Below are 17,814 nucleotides of genomic sequence, written 5' to 3' on the forward strand. Positions count from 1 at the left end.
GCGCTGGAGGGGGTGGGCCGGGCGGCGGAGGCCGTACGGGCCGATGCGGATCCCGCGTCGGGGAAGGTGGCCTTCGGGTTTCTGCACACGCTCGGGCCGGAGACGGTGCCGGAGTTGATCCGGGAGTTCCGGGTGGAGCATCCGCGGGTGCGGTTCACGCTCGTACAGAACTATGGGGAGTGGCTGATCGAGCGGCTGCGGGGCGGCGAGCTCGATCTGTGTCTCGCCTCGCCGGTGCCGGATGCGCCGGATCTGGGCGTGAAGCGGCTGGCGGAGCAGCGGCTGCGGCTGGTGGTGCCGGACGACCACCGGCTGGCGGCGCGCAAGCGGGTGCGGCTGGCGGAGGCGGCCGGGGAGGCGTTCGTGACGCTGGAGCCGGGTTACGGGATGCGGCGGATCACGGATGACCTGTGCGAGCAGGCGGGGTTCAAGCCGCGGATCGCCTTCGAGGGCGAGGAGGCCGAGACGCTGCGCGGGCTGGTCGCGGCGGGGCTGGGCGTCGCCTTGCTGCCGCCGCCCGCGGTGCCGCGGCCGGGGGTGGTGGAGCTGACGGTGTCGGCGCCGCGGGCGGTGCGGGAGATCGGGGTGGCGTGGAAGGTGGGGCATGCGGAGACGCCGCCGGTGGCGGCGTTCCGGCGGTTTCTGCTGGGGCGGCGGGGGCAGTTGCTGGCGGCGTGAGGGCGCCCGCGCCCCGGTATGCGCAACGCGGCCCGCTGTGATGCGTATCCACAGCGAGCCGCGTCGGGTCGGTCGGGTCAGGTCAGGTCAGGTCAGCCGATGCGGTCCAGCACCACCGGGTTCGGCTCGTACGAAGTCCCTGCCGGGCCGATGTCGTACGAGTCCGTCAGGGCCTGCTGCGCATAGTCGAACTTCTCCGGGGTGTCCGTGTGCAGGGTCAGCAGCGGCTGGCCCGCGGTCACCGACTCCCCCGGCTTGGCGTGGAGTTCGACGCCCGCGGCGGCCTGGACCGGGTCTTCCTTGCGGGCGCGGCCCGCGCCCAGGCGCCAGGCCGCGACGCCGACCGCGTAGGCGTCCAGGCGGGTCAGGACGCCGGAGGTCGGGGCCGTTATCACCTGTGTCTCCCGGGCCGTCGGGAGGGCGGCGTCCGGGTCGCCGCCCTGGGCCGCGATCATGCGGCGCCAGGCGTCCATCGCCGAGCCGTCCGCCAGGGCCTTTGCCGGGTCGGCGTCCTTCAGGCCTGCCGCGTCGAGCATTTCGCGGGCCAGGGCGAGGGTCAGTTCCACCACGTCGGACGGGCCGCCGCCCGCCAGGACCTCGACCGACTCGCGGACTTCGAGGGCGTTGCCCGCCGTCAGGCCGAGCGGGGTGGCCATGTCCGTAAGCAGGGCTACGGTCTTGACGCCGTGGTCCGTGCCCAAGCCCACCATCGTGCGGGCCAGTTCGCGGGCGTCGTCGATGTTCTTCATGAAGGCGCCGGAGCCGACCTTCACGTCGAGGACCAGCGAGCCGGTGCCCTCGGCGATCTTCTTCGACATGATGGACGAGGCGATCAGGGGGATGGACTCCACCGTGCCCGTCACGTCCCGCAGCGCGTAGAGCTTCTTGTCCGCGGGCGCCAGGCCGTCGCCTGCCGCGCAGACCACCGCGCCTACGTCCCGCAGCACCGCCAGCATCTCGTCGTTGGAGAGCAGGGCGCGCCAGCCGGGGATGGACTCCAGCTTGTCGAGGGTGCCGCCGGTGTGGCCGAGGCCGCGGCCGGAGAGCTGCGGGACGGCCGCGCCGCAGGCGGCGACCAGCGGGGCGAGCGGCAACGTGATCTTGTCGCCGACGCCGCCCGTCGAGTGCTTGTCCGCCGTCGGGCGGGGCAGCGACGAGAAGTCCATCCGCTCGCCGGAGGCGATCATCGCCGCCGTCCAGCGGGCGATCTCGTCGCGCTCCATGCCGTTGAGGAAGATGGCCATCGCCAGCGCCGACATCTGCTCGTCGGCGACCTCGCCGCGGGTGTACGCGTCGATGACCCAGTCGATCTGCTCGTCCGTCAGCCGGGCGCGGTCGCGCTTGGTGCGGATTACGGAGATCACGTCCATGGCTGCCATGGTTACGGCTTCATCCTCTCCAGGTCGGCCGGGCCGAAGGCCTCCGGCAGCAACTCCCCCAGCGTGCGCACGCCATTGGGAGTGTCGATCAGCAGGTCGTCGCCGCCGTGCTCGTAGAGCAGCTGACGGCAGCGGCCGCACGGCAGGATGATGTCGCCGGCGCCGTTCACGCAGCTGAAGGCCGCCAGCCTGCCGCCGCCCGTGGCGTGCAGCTGCGACACCAGGCCGCACTCCGCGCACAGCGCCACGCCGTACGCGGAGTTCTCCACATTGCAGCCGCTGACCGTCCGGCCGTCGTCGACCAGCGCGGCCGCGCCGACCGGGTAGTTCGAGTACGGGGCGTACGCGCGGGCCATGACGGCCCGCGCCTCTTCGCGCAGCTCGGTCCAGTTGACCGGCCGCGTCGCGTCCGGCAGGTCGGCCGCCGTCATCCGCCCTCGCCCTTGCGGTACGGGCGGCCGTTGGCCTTGGGCATCCGCAATCGCTGCGAGGACAGCGCCAGCACCAGCAGCGTGGTGATGTGGGGGGCGAACGACACGAACTGGCTGGGCACCTCGTCGACCGCCAGGTACCACCACAGCAGCAGCGCCGCGACGGCCGCGCCGACGACGGCGGGGATGTACTTCTTCCGGAGCGCCTGCCAGACGACCGCGGCGACCAGCAGCACGACGATGAAGAGCAGCAGGGCGTGCACGTTTTCGCCGCCGGAGCGGACGTTGAGGCTGTCCGTATAGCCGAAGAGGAGTGCGCCCAGCGCCAGGCCGCCCGGCATCCAGTTGCCGAAGATCATGGCGGCGAGGCCGATGTAGCCGCGGCCGCCGGTCTGGCCCTCCTGGTAGATGTTGGCCGCGACCTCGGAGAGGAAGACGCCGCCGAGGCCCGCCAGCGCGCCGGAGATGATCACGGCGATGTACTTGTACTGGTAGACGTTCACGCCGAGCGACTCGGCCGCCACCGGGTTCTCGCCGCAGGAGCGCAGCCGCAGGCCGAAGGCCGTGCGCCAGAGGATCCACCAGGTCAGCGGGACCAGCAGGATCGCGACGATGGTCAGCAGCGAGATGTTGGTGACGACGCCGCCGAGGAAGCCGGCGATATCGGAGATCAGGAACCAGTGTTTGTCGTTCAGGGTCTTCAGCCCGTCCGACAGCCCTGGCACCGTGATCGATTTGATCGGGTCGATGGTCGGCGACTGCTTCGCGCTGCCGCCGGCCTCGGCGAAGGTGAACTTCGACAGGTACTTCGTCGCGCCCAGCGCGAGGATGTTGATCGCCACACCGGAGACGATGTGGTTCACCCCGAAGGTCACCGTGACGATGGCGTGCAGCAGGCCGCCGAGCGCGCCGCCGATGATGCCCATCAGCACGCCGGTCCACGGGCCCCACTGATAGCCGGCCCAGGCGCCGAACCAGGTGCCGAGGATCATCATGCCCTCGAGCCCGATGTTGATCACGCCGGCCCGCTCGGCCCACAGCCCGCCGAGCGCGGCGAGGCCGATGGGCACGGCCAGGCGCAGCGCGCCGGAGACCTGGCCGACCGATGTGATGTCGTTCGCCCCGGTGATGAGGCGGACGGCGGAGGCGAGGGCGAGCGCGCCCGCGATGATCAGCAGGATCCAGGGCAGGGAGAGCCTGCCGCGGGACGGGCGGCCGGGTGGCTGCGCCGTCTTCGTCGCTACGGTCGTCGCACTCACACCGACACCTCCTCACGGTTGTTCTTGGCGGCGGCGGCGAGTTCCTCGCCGACCCTGCTCTGCTGGCGGCGCAGCCCGTAGCGGCGGACGGTCTCGTACGAGACGACCACCGAGATCACGATCAGGCCCTGCATGATCGTGGCGATCTCCTTCGGATAGCCCTCGTAATCGAGCGCCGTGGACGCCTTGTCGAGGAAGGCGATGAGCAGCGCGGCGAGCGCGATGCCGACCGGGTTGTTGCGGCCGAGCAGGGCGATGGTGATGCCGGTGAAGCCGACGCCGACCGGGAAGGACTGGCTGTATGTGTGCGTCTCGCCGAGCAGCACCGGCATGCCGGCGAGACCCGCGACGGCGCCCGAGATGAGCATGGAGGTGAGCACCATGCGCTTGGCGTCGACGCCGCTCGCGGCGGCGGCCGACTCGGAGGCGCCGGTCGCCCGCAGGTCGAAGCCGAAGCGGGTGCGGTTGAGGACGAACCAGTAGACGATGCCGAGCCCGGCGGCCACGAAGACGAAGCCGTAGATGTCGCCGGCCAGGTCGTTGACCTTCAGGCCGGGGAACCAGCCGGACTCCGGGATCATGCCGGTGGTCAGGTTGTTGCTGCCCTCCGGCTGCACGCCGAACTGCGCGGGCAGCGTCAGCCAGGCGATCAGCCCGGTGGCGATGGAGTTGAGCATGATCGTGGAGACGACCTCGCTCACCCCGCGGGTGGTCTTCAGGATGCCCGCGATGCCGGCCCAGAAGGCGCCGACGAACATCGCCGTGATCACGATGACGAAGATGTGCAGCGGCCCGGGCAGCGCGATCTTCGCGCCGACCAGCGCGGACACCATCGCCGCGAACCGGTACTGGCCGTCGACGCCGATGTTGAACAGGTTCATCCGGAAGCCGATCGCCACCGCGAGGGCCGCCAGGTAGTACGTGCCCCACTGGTTGATGATCAGGACCTGGATGTCGACGTTCTGCGCGTAGTCGATCATCAGGCGGAACGGCTCGATCGGGTTCTTGCCCGAGGCCAGCAGCACGACCGCGCTGAGCAGGATCGCGACCAGGAGGGCGAGGGCCGGGCCGGCGAATCCCAGCAGCAGCCGCTCTTTGTCAAAACGCTTCATCGGGTCTCGTCCTCGGGGGTCTCGTCCTCCGTGTCCGTGGCGGCGCCGCTCTCCGACTCGGCCAGGTGTCCGCTGGCGGCACCCGTCATGGCCGAGCCCAGCTCCTCCGGCGTTACGGTCGCCGGGTCGGCGTCCGCCACCAGCCGGCCGCGGTAGATCACCCGGAGGGTGTCCGACAGGCCGATCAGCTCGTCCAGGTCCGCCGAGATCAGCAGCACCGCCATGCCCTCGCGCCGGGCCTCGCGGATCTGGTCCCAGATCGCGGCCTGCGCGCCGACGTCCACGCCGCGGGTGGGGTGGGCGGCGATGAGCAGCTTCGGCGCGTGGCTCATCTCGCGGCCGATGATCAGCTTCTGCTGATTGCCGCCGGAGAGCGAGCCGGCGGTGACGTCGATGCCGGGGGTACGGACGTCGTACTCGCGCACGATCCGCTCGGTGTCCTCGCGGGCGGCCTTGATGTCGAGCAGGACGCCGCGGGAGTTGGGCTTCTCGGTGACGTGGCCGAGGATCCGGTTCTCCCACAGCGGGGCGTTGAGCAGCATGCCGTGGCGGTGCCGGTCCTCGGGGATGTAACCGAGCCCGGCGACGCGGCGCTTGCGGACCGGCCAGCCGGAGACGTCCGTACCGTCGAGGACGACGACGCCGGAGTCGGGCTTGCGCATGCCGATGACCGCGTCGATCAGCTCGGTCTGGCCGTTGCCCTCCACGCCGGCGATGCCGAGGACCTCGCCCTTGCGGATGGTGAAGCTGATGCCGTCCAGGAGGAGGCGCCCTGCGCCGACATGCTCCTCGACGATCGAGGTGTCGGGGGCCGGCTCGTCCACCGCCGGGACGGTCTCGGCCTGGACCGGGGCGCCGTGCTCGGCCAGGGTCAGCTCCCTGACCTCCAGCATCGGTACGTCCGTCACCGTCGACTCACGGGTCTCCGGGGTCGGCAGCTCGCTGCCCACCATCAGCTCCGCGAGCTGCTTGCGGGTGACGTCGGCGGGCTTGACGGTGTCGACCGTGGTGCCGCGGCGGATGACGGTGATGCTGTCGGCCACGCTCAGCACCTCGCCGAGCTTGTGCGAGATGAAGATGACGGTGAGGCCCTCGGACTTCAGCTCCCGCAGGTTGTCGAAGAGCGCGTCGACCTCCTGCGGTACGAGGACCGCGGTCGGCTCGTCGAGGATCAGCGTGCGGGCGCCGCGGTAGAGGACCTTGAGGATCTCCACGCGCTGCCGGTCGGCGACGCCGAGGTCCTCGACGAGGACGTCGGGCCGGATGTTCAGGTGGTAGGCGTCCGAGAGCTCGGAGATCTTGCGGCGCGCGGCGCCGCCGATGCCGTGCAGCTTCTCGGCGCCGAGGACGGTGTTCTCGAGCACGGTGAGGTTGTCGGCGAGCATGAAGTGCTGGTGCACCATGCCGATGCCGTGCGCGATGGCGTCCGCCGGGCCGGCGAAGGTCACCTTCTCGCCGTCGACCGCGATGATGCCCTCGTCCGGCTTGTGCATGCCGTAGAGGGTCTTCATCAGCGTCGACTTGCCGGCGCCGTTCTCCCCGACGATCGCATGGACGGTGCCCTTGGCCACCGCGATGTGGATGTCGTGGTTGGCCACGACACCTGGGAAACGCTTGGTGATGCCCGTCAGCTCTACGGCTGCGGGAGGACTTGACGCGTTGATGGCGACACTCCTGGGGGAAAGGAGGTTCGGGCTGGGTGACGACGGTAGTCGCAGAGGGGTGATGCTACGCGCGTAGCACCCCGAGATCCACAGCGGGCGCACCCGGATGTATGCCGGGTACGCCCGCTGCTTCGAATGTTACGGCTTGTCCTTGACGGTGATCTTGCCGGAGTCGATGGCCGCCTTGGCCTTGTCGACCGCCTTCACGACGTCCGTCATCTTCGTGTACGCGGGGTTGGTGTCGGTCAGCGCGACGCCGCCCTGCTTGAGGTCGTAGCGGATCTCGCCGGACTGCGGCTTGCCGTCCTTGACCGACTTGATCAGGTTGAAGACCGCGCCGGAGACGTTCTTGGTGGCCGAGGTGAGGATCTTGTCCTTGTACTTGGCCAGGGTCTTCTGCTGGTACTGGTCGGAGTCGACGCCGATGGCCCACTTGCCGGCCCCGGCCGCCGCCTCGATGACGCCGGTGCCCGCACCGCCGGCCGCGTGGTAGATCACGTCGGCCTTCTGGTCGAGCTGGCCGCCGGCGGCCTCCTTGCCGAGGTCCGGCTTGGCGAACCCGGAGAAGTCCGGCGGCTGGGTCAGGTACTTCTTGACGACCTTGACCTTCGGGTCGGTGTCCTTGACGCCCTGGACGTAACCGGCCTCGAACTTCTTGATCAGGGTGGTCTCGACGCCGCCGACGAAGCCGACGGTCTTGGACTTGGAGGTCGTCGCGGCGGCCACGCCCGCGAGGTACGACGCCTGCTCCTCGTGGAAGAGCATGTTGGCGACGTTCTTGCCCTTGGCCTCGGCGTCGTCGACGATCCCGAAGGTGGTCTTCGGGTACTTCTTGGACACCTCGGAGATGGCCTTGGAGTAGACGAACCCGACGCCGATCACCGGGTTGTGGCCCGCGCGGGCCAGCTCGGACAGGCGCTGGACCTTGTCCGCGTCCGACTCGCCCTCGGTGGGCTCGAAGTACTTGCCCTTGTCCCCGAGCTCCTTCTTGGCGCGCTCCAGACCCGCGTAGGCGGCGTCGTTGAACGACTGGTCGCCCCGGCCGCCGATGTCGAAGGCGAGCGCGGCGCCCTTGCCGCCGTCCTTCCCGCCTTCGCTGCCGCCGCTGCCGGACGTGCTGGAACTGTCGCCGCAGCCGGCTGCGGTCAGTGCGAGCGTCGCGGCTGCTGTGGCCGCGACGGCTATGTGGGTTACCCGACGCACGAGAGGCTTCCCTTCTCCCTCGAAAAGCGCCCCTACCGGCGCTGGCTTCGCGGCATAGTAACGCGCGTAGACCCGCGTGCAGAGGGGCCGGACCTGGCGTTATCGGATCGTCGCGAAAGAAGCGATCCGATGTAACAACCCAAAGCGAGTCCCACCGTTCCGCGCTCCGGAACCATGGGACTCGCTTGTCAGGTCTGCGACCCCGTTACGGGCTCGTGCGCACCTTCACCGAGCCGTCGTCGATCTTCTTGCGGGCCTCGTCCACGGCCTTCTCGAGGTCCTTCACCTTGGCGTACTCCGGGTTGGAGTCGGACAGCCCCACCCCGTCGTCCTTGAGGTCGTAGCGGACCACGCCGGACTGCGGCTTGCCGTCCTGTACGGACTTGATGACGTCGAAGACCGCGCCGGAGACGTTCTTGGTGGCGGACGTCAGGATCTGGTCCTTCCACTTGGACAGGGCCTTCTGCTCGTACTGGTCGGAGTCGACGCCGATGGCCCACTTGTCCGCCTCGGCGGTCTCCTGGATGACGCCGTTGCCCGCGCCGCCGGCCGCATGGAAGATCACGTCGGCGTTCTGGTCGAGCTGGCCCTTCGCGGCGTCCTTGCCGAGGTCCGGCTTGGCGAACCCGGACATGTCCGGCGGCTGGGTCAGATACTTCTTGACGACCTTGACCTTCGGGTTGGTGTCCTTCACGCCCTGGCTGTAGCCGGCGTCGAACTTCTTGATGAGCGGGGTCTCCACGCCGCCCACGAAGCCGACCGTGTTGCTCTTGGTGGCCTTCGCGGCCGCCACGCCCGCGAGATACGAGGCCTGCTCGTCGGCGAAGACCAGGTTGGCCACGTTCTTGGCCTTCACCGAGGCGTCGTCGACGATCCCGAAGGTGGTCTTCGGGAACTTGGGCGCCGCTTCCTTCACCGCCGGTGCGTTGGCGAAGCCGACCGCGATGACCGGGTTGTAGCCCTGCCGGGCCAACTCGCCCAGCCGCTGCGCCTTGTCGGCGTCGCTCTCGCCGTCGGTGGGCTCGACCTCCCGGACGTCGATGCCGAGGTCCTTCTTCGCCTTCTCCAGGCCCGCGTACGAGGCGTCGTTGAAGGACTGGTCGCCGCGCCCGCCGATGTCGTAGGCGAGCGCGGCCTTGATCTTCTTGTCGTCGTCCGAGCCCGATCCGCCGCTGCTGCTGCTACTGCCGCAGCCCGCGAGCGCGACTGCCGCTGCCGCGGCCGTGATGCCCGCGAGTGCCATGTGGGTTTGCCGCCGCACAGAGCCGCCCTTTCTGTTCGAGGGCGCCACCTAGGCGCCACCTCGCGCAGCGTAACGCGGCATATGTCCGTTTCGCTCGTCGAGCGTCAGCCCCGGCGGGCGGCATCCAGCAGCGCCGCCTGCGTGAAGAACTCCACGCCGACCTTGATGGCGCCCTCGTCCGCGTCGAAGTCGCCGGCGTGCAGGTCGCGGACCGCGCCCGTGTCACCCGGGGGGCGGACGCCCAGTCGGGCCATGGCGCCGGGGACCTGCTCCAGATACCAGGAGAAGTCCTCGCCGCCGAGGCTCTGCTCGGTGGGCTCGACCGCGGACGCGCCGCGGCGGGCGGCCATGGCGTCCTGGAGGAGGTCGGTGGTGGCCGGCTCGTTCACCACCGGCGGCACGCCCTGGATGTAGCGGATCGAGGACTTGGCGCGGTGCAGGGTGGCGACCTCGTCGATGGCGGCGTGCACCAGGTCGGGGGCGGCGCGCCAGGTGGCGAGGTCGAGGCAGCGGACGGTGCCGGACAGTTCGGCGTGCTGCGGGATGACGTTCGGGGCGTGGCCGGATTCGATCCGGCCCCAGGTGACCGCGAGCCCTGCCCGGGTGTCGACGCGGCGGGCGAGGACGGCCGGCACATCGGTGACGACCCGGGCCGCCGCCGTGACCAGGTCGGTCGTCAGGTGCGGGCGGGCGGTGTGGCCGCCGGCGCCGTCGAGGGCGACCTCGAGGCGGTCGCAGGCGGAGGTGATCGCGCCGGTGCGCAGCCCGATCCGGCCGGTCTCGACCCGCGGGTCGCAGTGCACGCCGATCATCCGGCCGACGCCGTCCAGCACGCCCGCCTCGATCGCGTCGGTGGCGCCGCCGGGCAGCACCTCCTCGGCGGGCTGGAAGATCAGCCGGACCGGCCGCGGGAGCGTTCCTGCGCGCGCCATCTCGGCCAGCACGAGGCCGGCGCCGAGCACCACCGTGGTGTGCACGTCATGGCCGCAGGCGTGGGCCCGGTCGGCGAAGGTCGAGCGGTACGGAACGGTCTTGGTGTCGGGGATCGGCAGCGCGTCGATGTCGGCGCGCAGCGCCAGCATCGGACGGGTGCCGTCGGCCGCGGACCAGTGGCCGGTTTGGGTGCCGATGTCGCAGATCAGCCCGGTGCCCGCCGGGAGCAGCCGGGGACGTAGACCCGCCTTCTCCAGCCGGTTCTTGAGGACTGTGGTGGTCCGGAACTCCTGGTTGCCGAGCTCCGGGTGCATGTGCATGTCCCGGCGGAACGCGATCAGTTCGGCGCGCAGCTTCTCGGGCAGCGCGCCGGGCACTGGCGCGTCGGCGGCTGCCTCCGGGGCGGTCTCGGGCGACATCAACTGGTTCACCCTCAGAAGCGTACGGGGCTTCGAGGGGTAACTGGTGCGCGATCAACAAAGATTCAGCCTCTTGGGGGTTAACGCGCACCCCGGATGGGTAAGCTGCTGCACCTTTATGCGGTAGCTGCAGGAATGGACAGTTGTACGGCGCTCGCCCCGCCGTTCTGCTCCGCCGTCCCCGCCACCGTGGAGAGGAAGCCGTGCGCCCGCGGCGAGGCGCCGGTGGTCAGCCACTCCTCGGCCACCTGGCACACCGCCACCTGAATTCCGGTCCCTGCCAGGGCCAGCGGCAGCGTGTGCAGCACGGTCGACGGGAAGCTGACGATCGTACGCCCTATGGGTCCGCGCCGCGCCACGATCTCGAGCGGCAGGTCCGGGCGGACGATCTCCAGTCCGGTACGGGCGGAGATCTCCCTGAGCTTGTCCTCCTTCTCCCTGCGGTGCGCGAAGTAGCGGGTGGCGCCGTGGGCGCGGGCGAGCGTGGCGACCGCCTCCAGGTAGCAGCCGGGGTCCACGACGCCCGTCTCCACCAGGGACGTTCCGACCAGATCGCTGCCCCGGGTCAGCCGCGGCGGGCCGAACCTGGCGCGGGTCCAGGCGAATTCGTTCGCCGTGCACACCACGCCGTCGGGCGGCTCGACCGGCATCGAGGTGAAGACCTCGACGCGGCGTCCCCTGCCGGGAGTCAGGCGGCGGCGCGCGGCACTCGATACGGGAGCGAAAGCGAGTGCACGCGCCCCGCCGCCGCCCCGCCCGCTGCGGTGCCAGCGGACGAACCGTTCCCCCCGGGCCAGTTGAGCGACGAACTCCATCGTCGCCGTGCCGTCGTCGACGACCACGATGTCCCGCGCGCGGACGAGCGTCAGCAGCGTCTGCACGTACCGGGAGAACGGGTCGCCGAGGACGACGCGGCGCGCGGCGCGCAGCGGCCTGGCGAGCGAGGAGATGGTCTGCAGCGGTCCGCCGTGGCCGCTGGGGCCCGCGCCCCTGGCGTCCATCCAGCGGACCTCGAACCCCTCGTCCCGGGCCAGCGACGCCATCCGGCGCAGCTGGCCACGGGACATGGGGTCGTGCGGCGGGAGGACGACCACCGTGAGCGGCGTCGTCTCCCCTCCCTGGTACGCCCATTCCAGGACGTTCAGGAGCTGGACGGGGCTCTCGACCAGCGCCAGGGTGTCGGCAGCGGTCATACGCCGACCGGCTCCCGCTCGGCCCCGGCCTCGTCGGCCTCGGCCACGACACCCTTGACCCGGCGCAGCTTCGCCATCGGGGCCAGCTCGGAGTCGTACACCTTCTTGATGCCGTCACCGAGGGACGCCTCGATGGTACGGATGTCGCGGACCAGGCGCTGCAGGCCCTGCGGCTCGACCGAGGCGGCCTGGTCGGAGCCCCACATGGCGCGGTCGAGGGTGATGTGCCGCTCGACGAAGACGGCGCCGAGGGCGACCGCGGCGAGGGTGGTCTGCAGACCGGTCTCGTGGCCCGAGTAGCCGATCGGGACGTTCGGGAACTCCGCCTGCAGGGTGTGGATCATGCGGAGGTTGAGCTCCTCCGCCTTCGCCGGGTAGGTCGAGGTGGCGTGGCAGAGGACGATGTTCTCGGAGCCGAGGACCTCGACCGCGTGCCGGATCTGCTTCGGGGTCGACATGCCGGTGGAGAGGATCACGGAGCGGCCGGTGGCGCGCATGGCACGCAGCAGGTCGTCGTCGGTGAGCGAGGCGGAGGCCACCTTGTAGGCCGGGACCTCGAACTTCTCCAGGAAGGCGACGGCCTCCTCGTCCCACGGGGAGGCGAACCAGGCGATGCCGGCCTTCTTGCAGTACGCGTCGATGGCGCGGTACTCGTCCTCGCCGAACTCCACGCGGTGCCGGTAGTCGATGTAGCTCATCCGGCCCCAGGGGGTGTCGCGCATGATGTCCCACTGGTCGCGCGGGGTGCAGATCTCCGGGGTGCGCTTCTGGAACTTGACCGCGTCGCAGCCGGCTTCGGCGGCGGCGTCGATCAGCTTGTAGGCGTTCTCGATGTCACCGTTGTGGTTGATGCCGATCTCACCGGTGACGTACACGGGGCGGCCGGGGCCGACTACGCGGTCGCCGAGGGCGCGGAAACGCTGGGGGGTGCTCATAAGTGAAGTTCCTTTGTTCAGTGGGTGGTGCTGTGGGGGACAGTCGCCGGACCGGCCAGGGACGGGCCGAGCAGCCAGGACGCGATCTCGCGGATCGCGCCGCTGCCCCCCGGGGTCGTGGTGACGGCGCGGGCGGCGCCGCGGACGACGGCATGGGCGCCGGCGACCGCGACCGGCCAGCCGACGAGGCCGAAGCACGGCAGGTCGTTCACGTCGTTGCCGACGTACAGCACGCGCTCGGGTGCGATCTCGTGCTCCTCGCACCACTGCTTGAGCGCTTCGTCCTTGCGGTCGATGCCGTGCAGCACGGGGATCTGCAGCTTGCGGGCCCGTGCCGCGACGACCGGGTTCTGCTCGGTGGACAGGATCAGCAGCCGCAGCTCCGCCTTGCGCAGAGCGGCGATGCCGAGCCCGTCACCGCGGTGGACGGACACGAATTCGTGGCCGTCCTGATCGACCAGCACCCGGTCGTCGGTCTGGGTGCCGTCGAAATCGAGGACCACCGCGTCGATGTCGTCCCACCGCGGCAGCGCGGCGGAGTCGTGGCGGCGGTCGAGGAGGGGCGCCAGGGCCTGGGCGCGGGCGAGATCGTGCGGGTCGTCGATCTCCAGCACCCGGGCGGGGTCGGTGCGCACCGGGGCCGTACGGCCGAAGAAGCGGTGCTTGTGGTCGCGGAAGCCCGCGGCCCGCATCCCGTACGCCGCGCCGGTCTCCAGCAGGTCCTGCGGCCGGTCCTGGCGGCGCGGGCGGTGCGACTTGTCGTGGTTGACGCCGTAGCCGGAGGCGGGGGCCTCGGTGACGGTGGTGGTCGCGGTGCCGCCGTCCTGCGCGGCTTCCTGCGCGGCCTTGCGCACCGCCTCGGTGGTACGGGCCTGGGCCATGGGGTATCCCCGCTCGGAGAGTGGGGAAGGCTCGTCCGCCTCGTCGCGCCAGACGAAGCCGTGGAAGGGCGCCACCGTCAGCGCGGTGTCGGCGCCGTCGGCGAGGATCGCCCCGGCCACGCCGTCGACGTCCTCCGACGTCAGGAACGGGCTGGTGCACTGCGCGAAGACCACGATGTCGGTCTCCTTGCCGGTGAGCGCCTCGAAGGCGTCCATCGCGTGCAGCACCGCCGCCTCGCTGGTGGCCGTGTCGCCCGCGATGGCCGGCGGCCGCTGCACCACCTGGGCGCCCGCGTCCCGGGCCGCCGCGGCGATGGCCGGGTCGTCGGTGGAGACCACCACGTCGGTGACCAGCTCCGCGTCCCGGCAGGCGCCCACCGCGCGGGCCACCAGCGGGACGCCGCCGACCTCGGCGAGGTTCTTGCCCGGCACGCCCTTGGAGCCGCCGCGGGCGGGGATGACGGCGAGGACGGTCGGCGGAGCTGGTGCTGGAGTCATCGGGGTCTCCTCGTTCGGGGTGGGGGGTGGCGAAAGGTGCCTGCGGTTCACAGCGCCCCCATGCGGCGGATCAGCGGGGCCACCCGCTGGACGCCGCCGCGGTACGCACCGCGCGCGGCCTTGCGGACCAGGTCACGACTGGCGCGGCGGAGCGCGGACTCGCTCTCGGCGGGGGCGGCGAAGGCGCCGGGCAGCGGCGCGCCGTCGGGGCCGAAGCCGTAGCGGGCGAGCAGCTTCGGCACATAGCCGGGGGCGCTGGACGGGGTGTAGTACGGGGCGAGCGGCGGCAGCGAGTCGCGGGCGGCGAGTTCGGCGACCCGGTCGCGGGCGGCGTCGAAGGCGCGCTCGTACTCCGCGTCCGTGGCGCCCGGGGTGACGCCCTGGCCGCGCACCCACTCCTTGTCGGGCTCGGGCACCCGGCCCGCGTCCAGGTCGTCCCAGGAAGCCAGCAGGCCGGAGCCGAGGAAGTGGTGGTTGCCGAGCACCTCGCGGACGCCCAGGTCGGTGAGGATCGCGGTCGGGATGCCGCGGTGCAGCGCCTCGAGCGCGGCCGTGGAGCTGACCGTGACCAGCAGGTCGGTCCGGTCGAGGACCTCGCCCATATGGCCGTACGCGAGGCGGCAGTTGGCGGGCAGGCCGCCGGGGAGCTTGGCGGCGAGACGCTGGTACGGCAGCTCCTCGATGTGCGTGGTGTGCTCCCCCGGGCGGGATCTGAGCTTGATGAGGACCTCGCGGTCCGGGTGTCTGCGGGCGTGCTCGGCGGCACGCCCCAGCAGGTGCAGCCGGTCGCCGCGGGTGTCGGGCACGGAAGGCTGGACGGCGAAGACGACCGTGTACGGGCGGTCCTCGGCCGGCTGGTACGGGGCGCCGCCGAGGAACGGCAGCGCGCACTCGGTGACGGCCCCTGATGCGGCGCCGAGGCCCTCGTAGACCGCGCGGAAACGTTCCGCGTCGTGGCGGCTGTTGGCCAGCACCACATCGGCACCGTGCCGCAGCACCAGGCCGTCGGCGAGCTTCTCGTAGACGACACCGACATAGCCGGTGACGAGCGCGGGGCGGCTCTCGGCCTCCCCCCACGAGTACTTGAGGCCGTGCAGCAGCGCCTGCACGGCGCCGCCGACGCAGGCGAGGACGACGGCGTCGTAACGGTCCCGCCCGGCCTCGCGGACGAACTCGGGCCCGGTGACCTCGCGCAGGAAGTCGGCGCGCAGGCCGACCTCGTCGAGCTGACGCACCGTCGGCGTGGCCCGGCCACGCAGCAGATACCCGCCGAGGGACCCGCCAGGAGCTATACGGCGAGCCGTCGCCGCGCCCCATTTCCAGCGGGTGTCGGAATCTGCGATCACAGCCACGCGGAGATCACGGGGATCCGCGCTGAGCTGCTGGTCCGAATCGGTGAGCACGTGCTGAACGCTAGAAAGGCATTCCGGTGCCCGGCCCAACTCAACTACAACAACGGGTTAACAACACCCCGCCGCGAGGCGAATCGGCCCGGCCGGCAAGCGGGTTAACCACTCCGACGCACTCCGTTCACCTTTGCTTCCGGGGAATGTCAGAAGCGAAGCCGCATGGCCTTCTAAAGTCGCCTCCGTGGTTAAGCTCTCCGTCATCGTGCCGTTCTACAACGTCCAGTCGTATGCGCCGGACACTCTTCGGAGCCTTCGCGCAAATGCTCGGGAGGACTTCGAATTCATTCTCGTCGACGACTGCTCCAGGGACGCGACACCCGAGATCCTGGAGCAGGCCACCCGCGAGCTGCCCGGGGCCGTATTCGTACGGCACGAGCGCAACGGCGGCCTGGCGACGGCCCGCAATACGGGCATCGACGCCGCAACCGGTGAATATCTCACGTTCCTCGACGGAGACGACTGGGTCGCGCCCGGGTACTACGGCCGGCTGACGGCCGCCATCGAGGGGCTGAACTGCGACTTCGTCCGTACCGACCATGTCCAGTTCACCGGGAAGAAGCGCACGGTCGGCCGCGTTCCGCACGGCCTGCGCGACATCGTGATGAAGCCGCGCGACGCGATCCTGCCCGCCGACCGCTCCACCTCCGTGGATTACGCGTACGCCTGGGCCGGCATCTACCACCGGCGGCTCGCGGATTCCGGCGTACTGCGCTTCAAGGACGGGCTGCGTACGGCCGAGGACCGGCCGTGGATCTGGCGGCTGCACCGGGAAGCGGAATCCTTCGCGGTCAGCAGCCTGGCCGGGGTGTTCTACCGCCGCGGGGTGTCCTCTTCACTGACGCAGATCGGCGATGTGCGGCAACTCGACTTCATCCGCGCCTTCGACCAGGTGCTCGAAGAAACCGCCAAGGACCGGGACGCGGACCGGCTGCTGCCGAAGGCAGTGCGCACATATTGCGCGGTGATGGCACATCATCTCGATTCAATCGAAAGGTTCGAACCGGCAGTGGCACGGAAATTGCGGACGCTGAGTGCGGCGGCCATGCGGCGCATGCCGCAGCGCCTCCTCGCGGAGACCCTCGACGCCCTCGGCGACAAGCGCGCGGCCCGGCTGCGCCGGGTGCGCCGCACGCACCCCGTGGCGCTGGGGGTGGCGTCGTGACCACGCAGCTCTTCGTCGCCTCTACGCAGTACGCGCTGGCCACCGCTACTGCCGCCGTGCGGGCCGGGTTGTTCGGGCCGCGGGATCAGCACCGGCGGATCCTGGTCATCAGCAATACGACGACTACGCCGGAACTGAGCCCCTCGCTGGACCAGATGCCCGGCTTTGAGTCGATGCGCCCGGACTACGACGCGGTCCATTCGTGGAATGACTTCATTCGGCCCTTCCACCCCTCGGGCTGGACCCCGCGCGACCAGGACGCGCAGCTGTGGGAGCGGGCGCTGCGGCAGGAGTGGAACCTGGGCGACGCCGACATCGAGGTGGTCTGCGAGTCGCTGCAGGTGCCGCCGGCGGCGGCGCTGGCGACGATCTTCTCGGACCGGCCGATGCACGTGTACGCGGACGGGCTGATGAGCTACGGGCCGACCCGTAACAAGATCGACCCCATGATCGGGTCGCGGGTGCGGCGGCTGCTGTACCTGGACCTGGTGCCCGGGCTGACGCCGATGCTGCTGTCGGAGTTCGGGGCGCAGCCGGAGGTCGTGCCCGGGGACGCGATGGCGGAGATACTGCGGGAGATCGAGGCCGCGGTGGCGCCTACGAAGGCTACGTTCCCGGAGCCGCCGGTGCTGATCCTCGGGCAGTACCTTTCGGCGCTGGAGATCCTGACGGCCGAGGAAGAGGCCGAGATGCACGCGCGGATGGTGCGGGGCGCCGTCGCGCTGGGACATCGGCATATCGCTTTTAAGCCGCATCCGTCGGCGCCGGCGAGCTGGGGGCACACGCTGGAGCGGGAGGCGAAGGCCGCGGGCGCGGAGCTGACGGTGCTGGCTGAGCCGGTGCTCGCCGAGGTGCTGTATCAGCGGCTGAAGCCGGCGTTGGTTGTCGGCTGCTTCTCGACTGCTCTGATGACGGCGTCGCGGATGTACGGGCTGCCGGTGGCGCGGTACGGGACGAAGGCGCTGCTGGAGCGGATCACGCCGTATCAGAACAGCAACCGGATTCCGGTGACGCTGGTGGACGCGATGCTGCCGAGTCTGGAGGACGCGGCGGCGGTGAAGTCGTGGACGTTCCCGTCCGAGGCGCGTACCCGCAAGGAGCTGACCGGGCTGGTCAACACGGTGGGTTTTGCGATGCAGTCGAAGATCTATCCGGAGCTGCGGCCGGTGGCGGAGCGATGGCTCGCCGGGAATCTGTCGGCGCGGACGTGGCGGTACTTCAAGCGGCGGCGGCTTACGGCGCTGGGGTTGCCGGGGGCGGTGCCGCAGCAGCTGGCGTTCCTTCCGCGGAATCCGACGGTGCGGAGGCTTGCGCGGTCGGCGCGGCGCTTGCAGCGGGCCGCCTTGGGCTGAGAGAGCCGCGCTGCGCGCGGATCGCGCCTGGCGGCGCTCGTCCTCAAGCGCCGGACGGGCTTG

General features: G+C 70.7%; 15 protein-coding genes. 3 read left to right on the forward strand and 12 right to left on the reverse strand.

The window, feature by feature from the left end; translation table 11 throughout:
- Positions 1 to 678, forward strand: a 678-nt coding sequence (locus G5C51_RS10880; RefSeq protein WP_165235669.1) for a LysR substrate-binding domain-containing protein, incomplete at its 5' end; no start/stop codon positions are given.
- Between the two features lie 92 nt (positions 679 to 770).
- Here the strand turns inward: G5C51_RS10880 and G5C51_RS10885 are convergent.
- From G5C51_RS10885 to G5C51_RS10940, 12 genes are all read right to left on the reverse strand, one after another.
- Positions 771 to 2,048 (reverse strand): thymidine phosphorylase, encoded by a 1,278-nt coding sequence (locus G5C51_RS10885; protein ID WP_165235759.1) that lies wholly within the window; start codon positions 2,046 to 2,048, stop codon positions 771 to 773.
- Between the two features lie 11 nt (positions 2,049 to 2,059).
- Complete coding sequence (locus tag G5C51_RS10890; RefSeq protein ID WP_165235672.1) at positions 2,060 to 2,488, reverse strand: cytidine deaminase; 429 nt, start codon at positions 2,486 to 2,488, stop codon at positions 2,060 to 2,062.
- Positions 2,485 to 3,747, reverse strand: coding sequence for an ABC transporter permease subunit (locus tag G5C51_RS10895; protein ID WP_165235675.1), 1,263 nt, complete (start codon positions 3,745 to 3,747; stop codon positions 2,485 to 2,487). Before G5C51_RS10895 ends, G5C51_RS10890 begins: the two co-directional genes overlap by 4 nt.
- The gene (locus tag G5C51_RS10900; protein ID WP_165235678.1) at positions 3,744 to 4,859 is read right to left on the reverse strand and encodes an ABC transporter permease; all 1,116 of its coding nucleotides are present in this window, start codon (positions 4,857 to 4,859) and stop codon (positions 3,744 to 3,746) included. Before G5C51_RS10900 ends, G5C51_RS10895 begins: the two co-directional genes overlap by 4 nt.
- Complete coding sequence (locus G5C51_RS10905; RefSeq protein ID WP_165235762.1) at positions 4,856 to 6,577, reverse strand: ABC transporter ATP-binding protein; 1,722 nt, start codon at positions 6,575 to 6,577, stop codon at positions 4,856 to 4,858. Before G5C51_RS10905 ends, G5C51_RS10900 begins: the two co-directional genes overlap by 4 nt.
- A gap of 84 nt (positions 6,578 to 6,661) precedes the next feature.
- Positions 6,662 to 7,726, reverse strand: coding sequence for a BMP family ABC transporter substrate-binding protein (locus G5C51_RS10910; RefSeq protein WP_165235681.1), 1,065 nt, complete (start codon positions 7,724 to 7,726; stop codon positions 6,662 to 6,664).
- 205 nt (positions 7,727 to 7,931) lie between these two features.
- Positions 7,932 to 8,987, reverse strand: a complete 1,056-nt coding sequence (locus G5C51_RS10915) for a BMP family ABC transporter substrate-binding protein (RefSeq protein WP_165235684.1) — start codon at positions 8,985 to 8,987, stop codon at positions 7,932 to 7,934.
- Positions 8,988 to 9,073: 86 nt separating this feature from the next.
- Entirely contained in the window at positions 9,074 to 10,321 is a 1,248-nt protein-coding gene (locus tag G5C51_RS10920) for an amidohydrolase (protein WP_165235765.1), read from the reverse strand.
- A 116-nt stretch (positions 10,322 to 10,437) separates the two neighbouring features.
- The gene (locus G5C51_RS10925) at positions 10,438 to 11,514 is read right to left on the reverse strand and encodes a hypothetical protein (RefSeq protein ID WP_165235687.1); all 1,077 of its coding nucleotides are present in this window, start codon (positions 11,512 to 11,514) and stop codon (positions 10,438 to 10,440) included.
- The gene (locus G5C51_RS10930) at positions 11,511 to 12,449 is read right to left on the reverse strand and encodes an N-acetylneuraminate synthase family protein (RefSeq protein ID WP_165235689.1); all 939 of its coding nucleotides are present in this window, start codon (positions 12,447 to 12,449) and stop codon (positions 11,511 to 11,513) included. The genes G5C51_RS10925 and G5C51_RS10930 overlap by 4 nt, the downstream gene beginning before the upstream one ends.
- A 17-nt stretch (positions 12,450 to 12,466) precedes the next feature.
- On the reverse strand, positions 12,467 to 13,828 hold the full coding sequence (locus tag G5C51_RS10935; protein WP_165235692.1) for an acylneuraminate cytidylyltransferase: 1,362 nt from the start codon (positions 13,826 to 13,828) through the stop codon (positions 12,467 to 12,469).
- A 47-nt stretch (positions 13,829 to 13,875) separates the two neighbouring features.
- On the reverse strand, positions 13,876 to 15,174 hold the full coding sequence (locus tag G5C51_RS10940; protein WP_165235768.1) for a DUF6716 putative glycosyltransferase: 1,299 nt from the start codon (positions 15,172 to 15,174) through the stop codon (positions 13,876 to 13,878).
- A gap of 244 nt (positions 15,175 to 15,418) precedes the next feature.
- On the opposite strand from G5C51_RS10940, the gene G5C51_RS10945 reads away from it, so the two are divergent.
- Together G5C51_RS10945 and G5C51_RS10950 are read left to right on the forward strand one after the other, a co-directional pair.
- Positions 15,419 to 16,399, forward strand: coding sequence for a glycosyltransferase (locus G5C51_RS10945; RefSeq protein ID WP_165235695.1), 981 nt, complete (start codon positions 15,419 to 15,421; stop codon positions 16,397 to 16,399).
- Positions 16,396 to 17,751, forward strand: coding sequence for a polysialyltransferase family glycosyltransferase (locus tag G5C51_RS10950; RefSeq protein WP_165235699.1), 1,356 nt, complete (start codon positions 16,396 to 16,398; stop codon positions 17,749 to 17,751). The genes G5C51_RS10945 and G5C51_RS10950 overlap by 4 nt, the downstream gene beginning before the upstream one ends.
- Positions 17,752 to 17,814: the final 63 nt, after the last annotated feature.

Source organism: Streptomyces coryli (assembly GCF_011044975.1).
GTDB classification, from domain to species: Bacteria; Actinomycetota; Actinomycetes; order Streptomycetales; family Streptomycetaceae; genus Streptomyces; species Streptomyces coryli.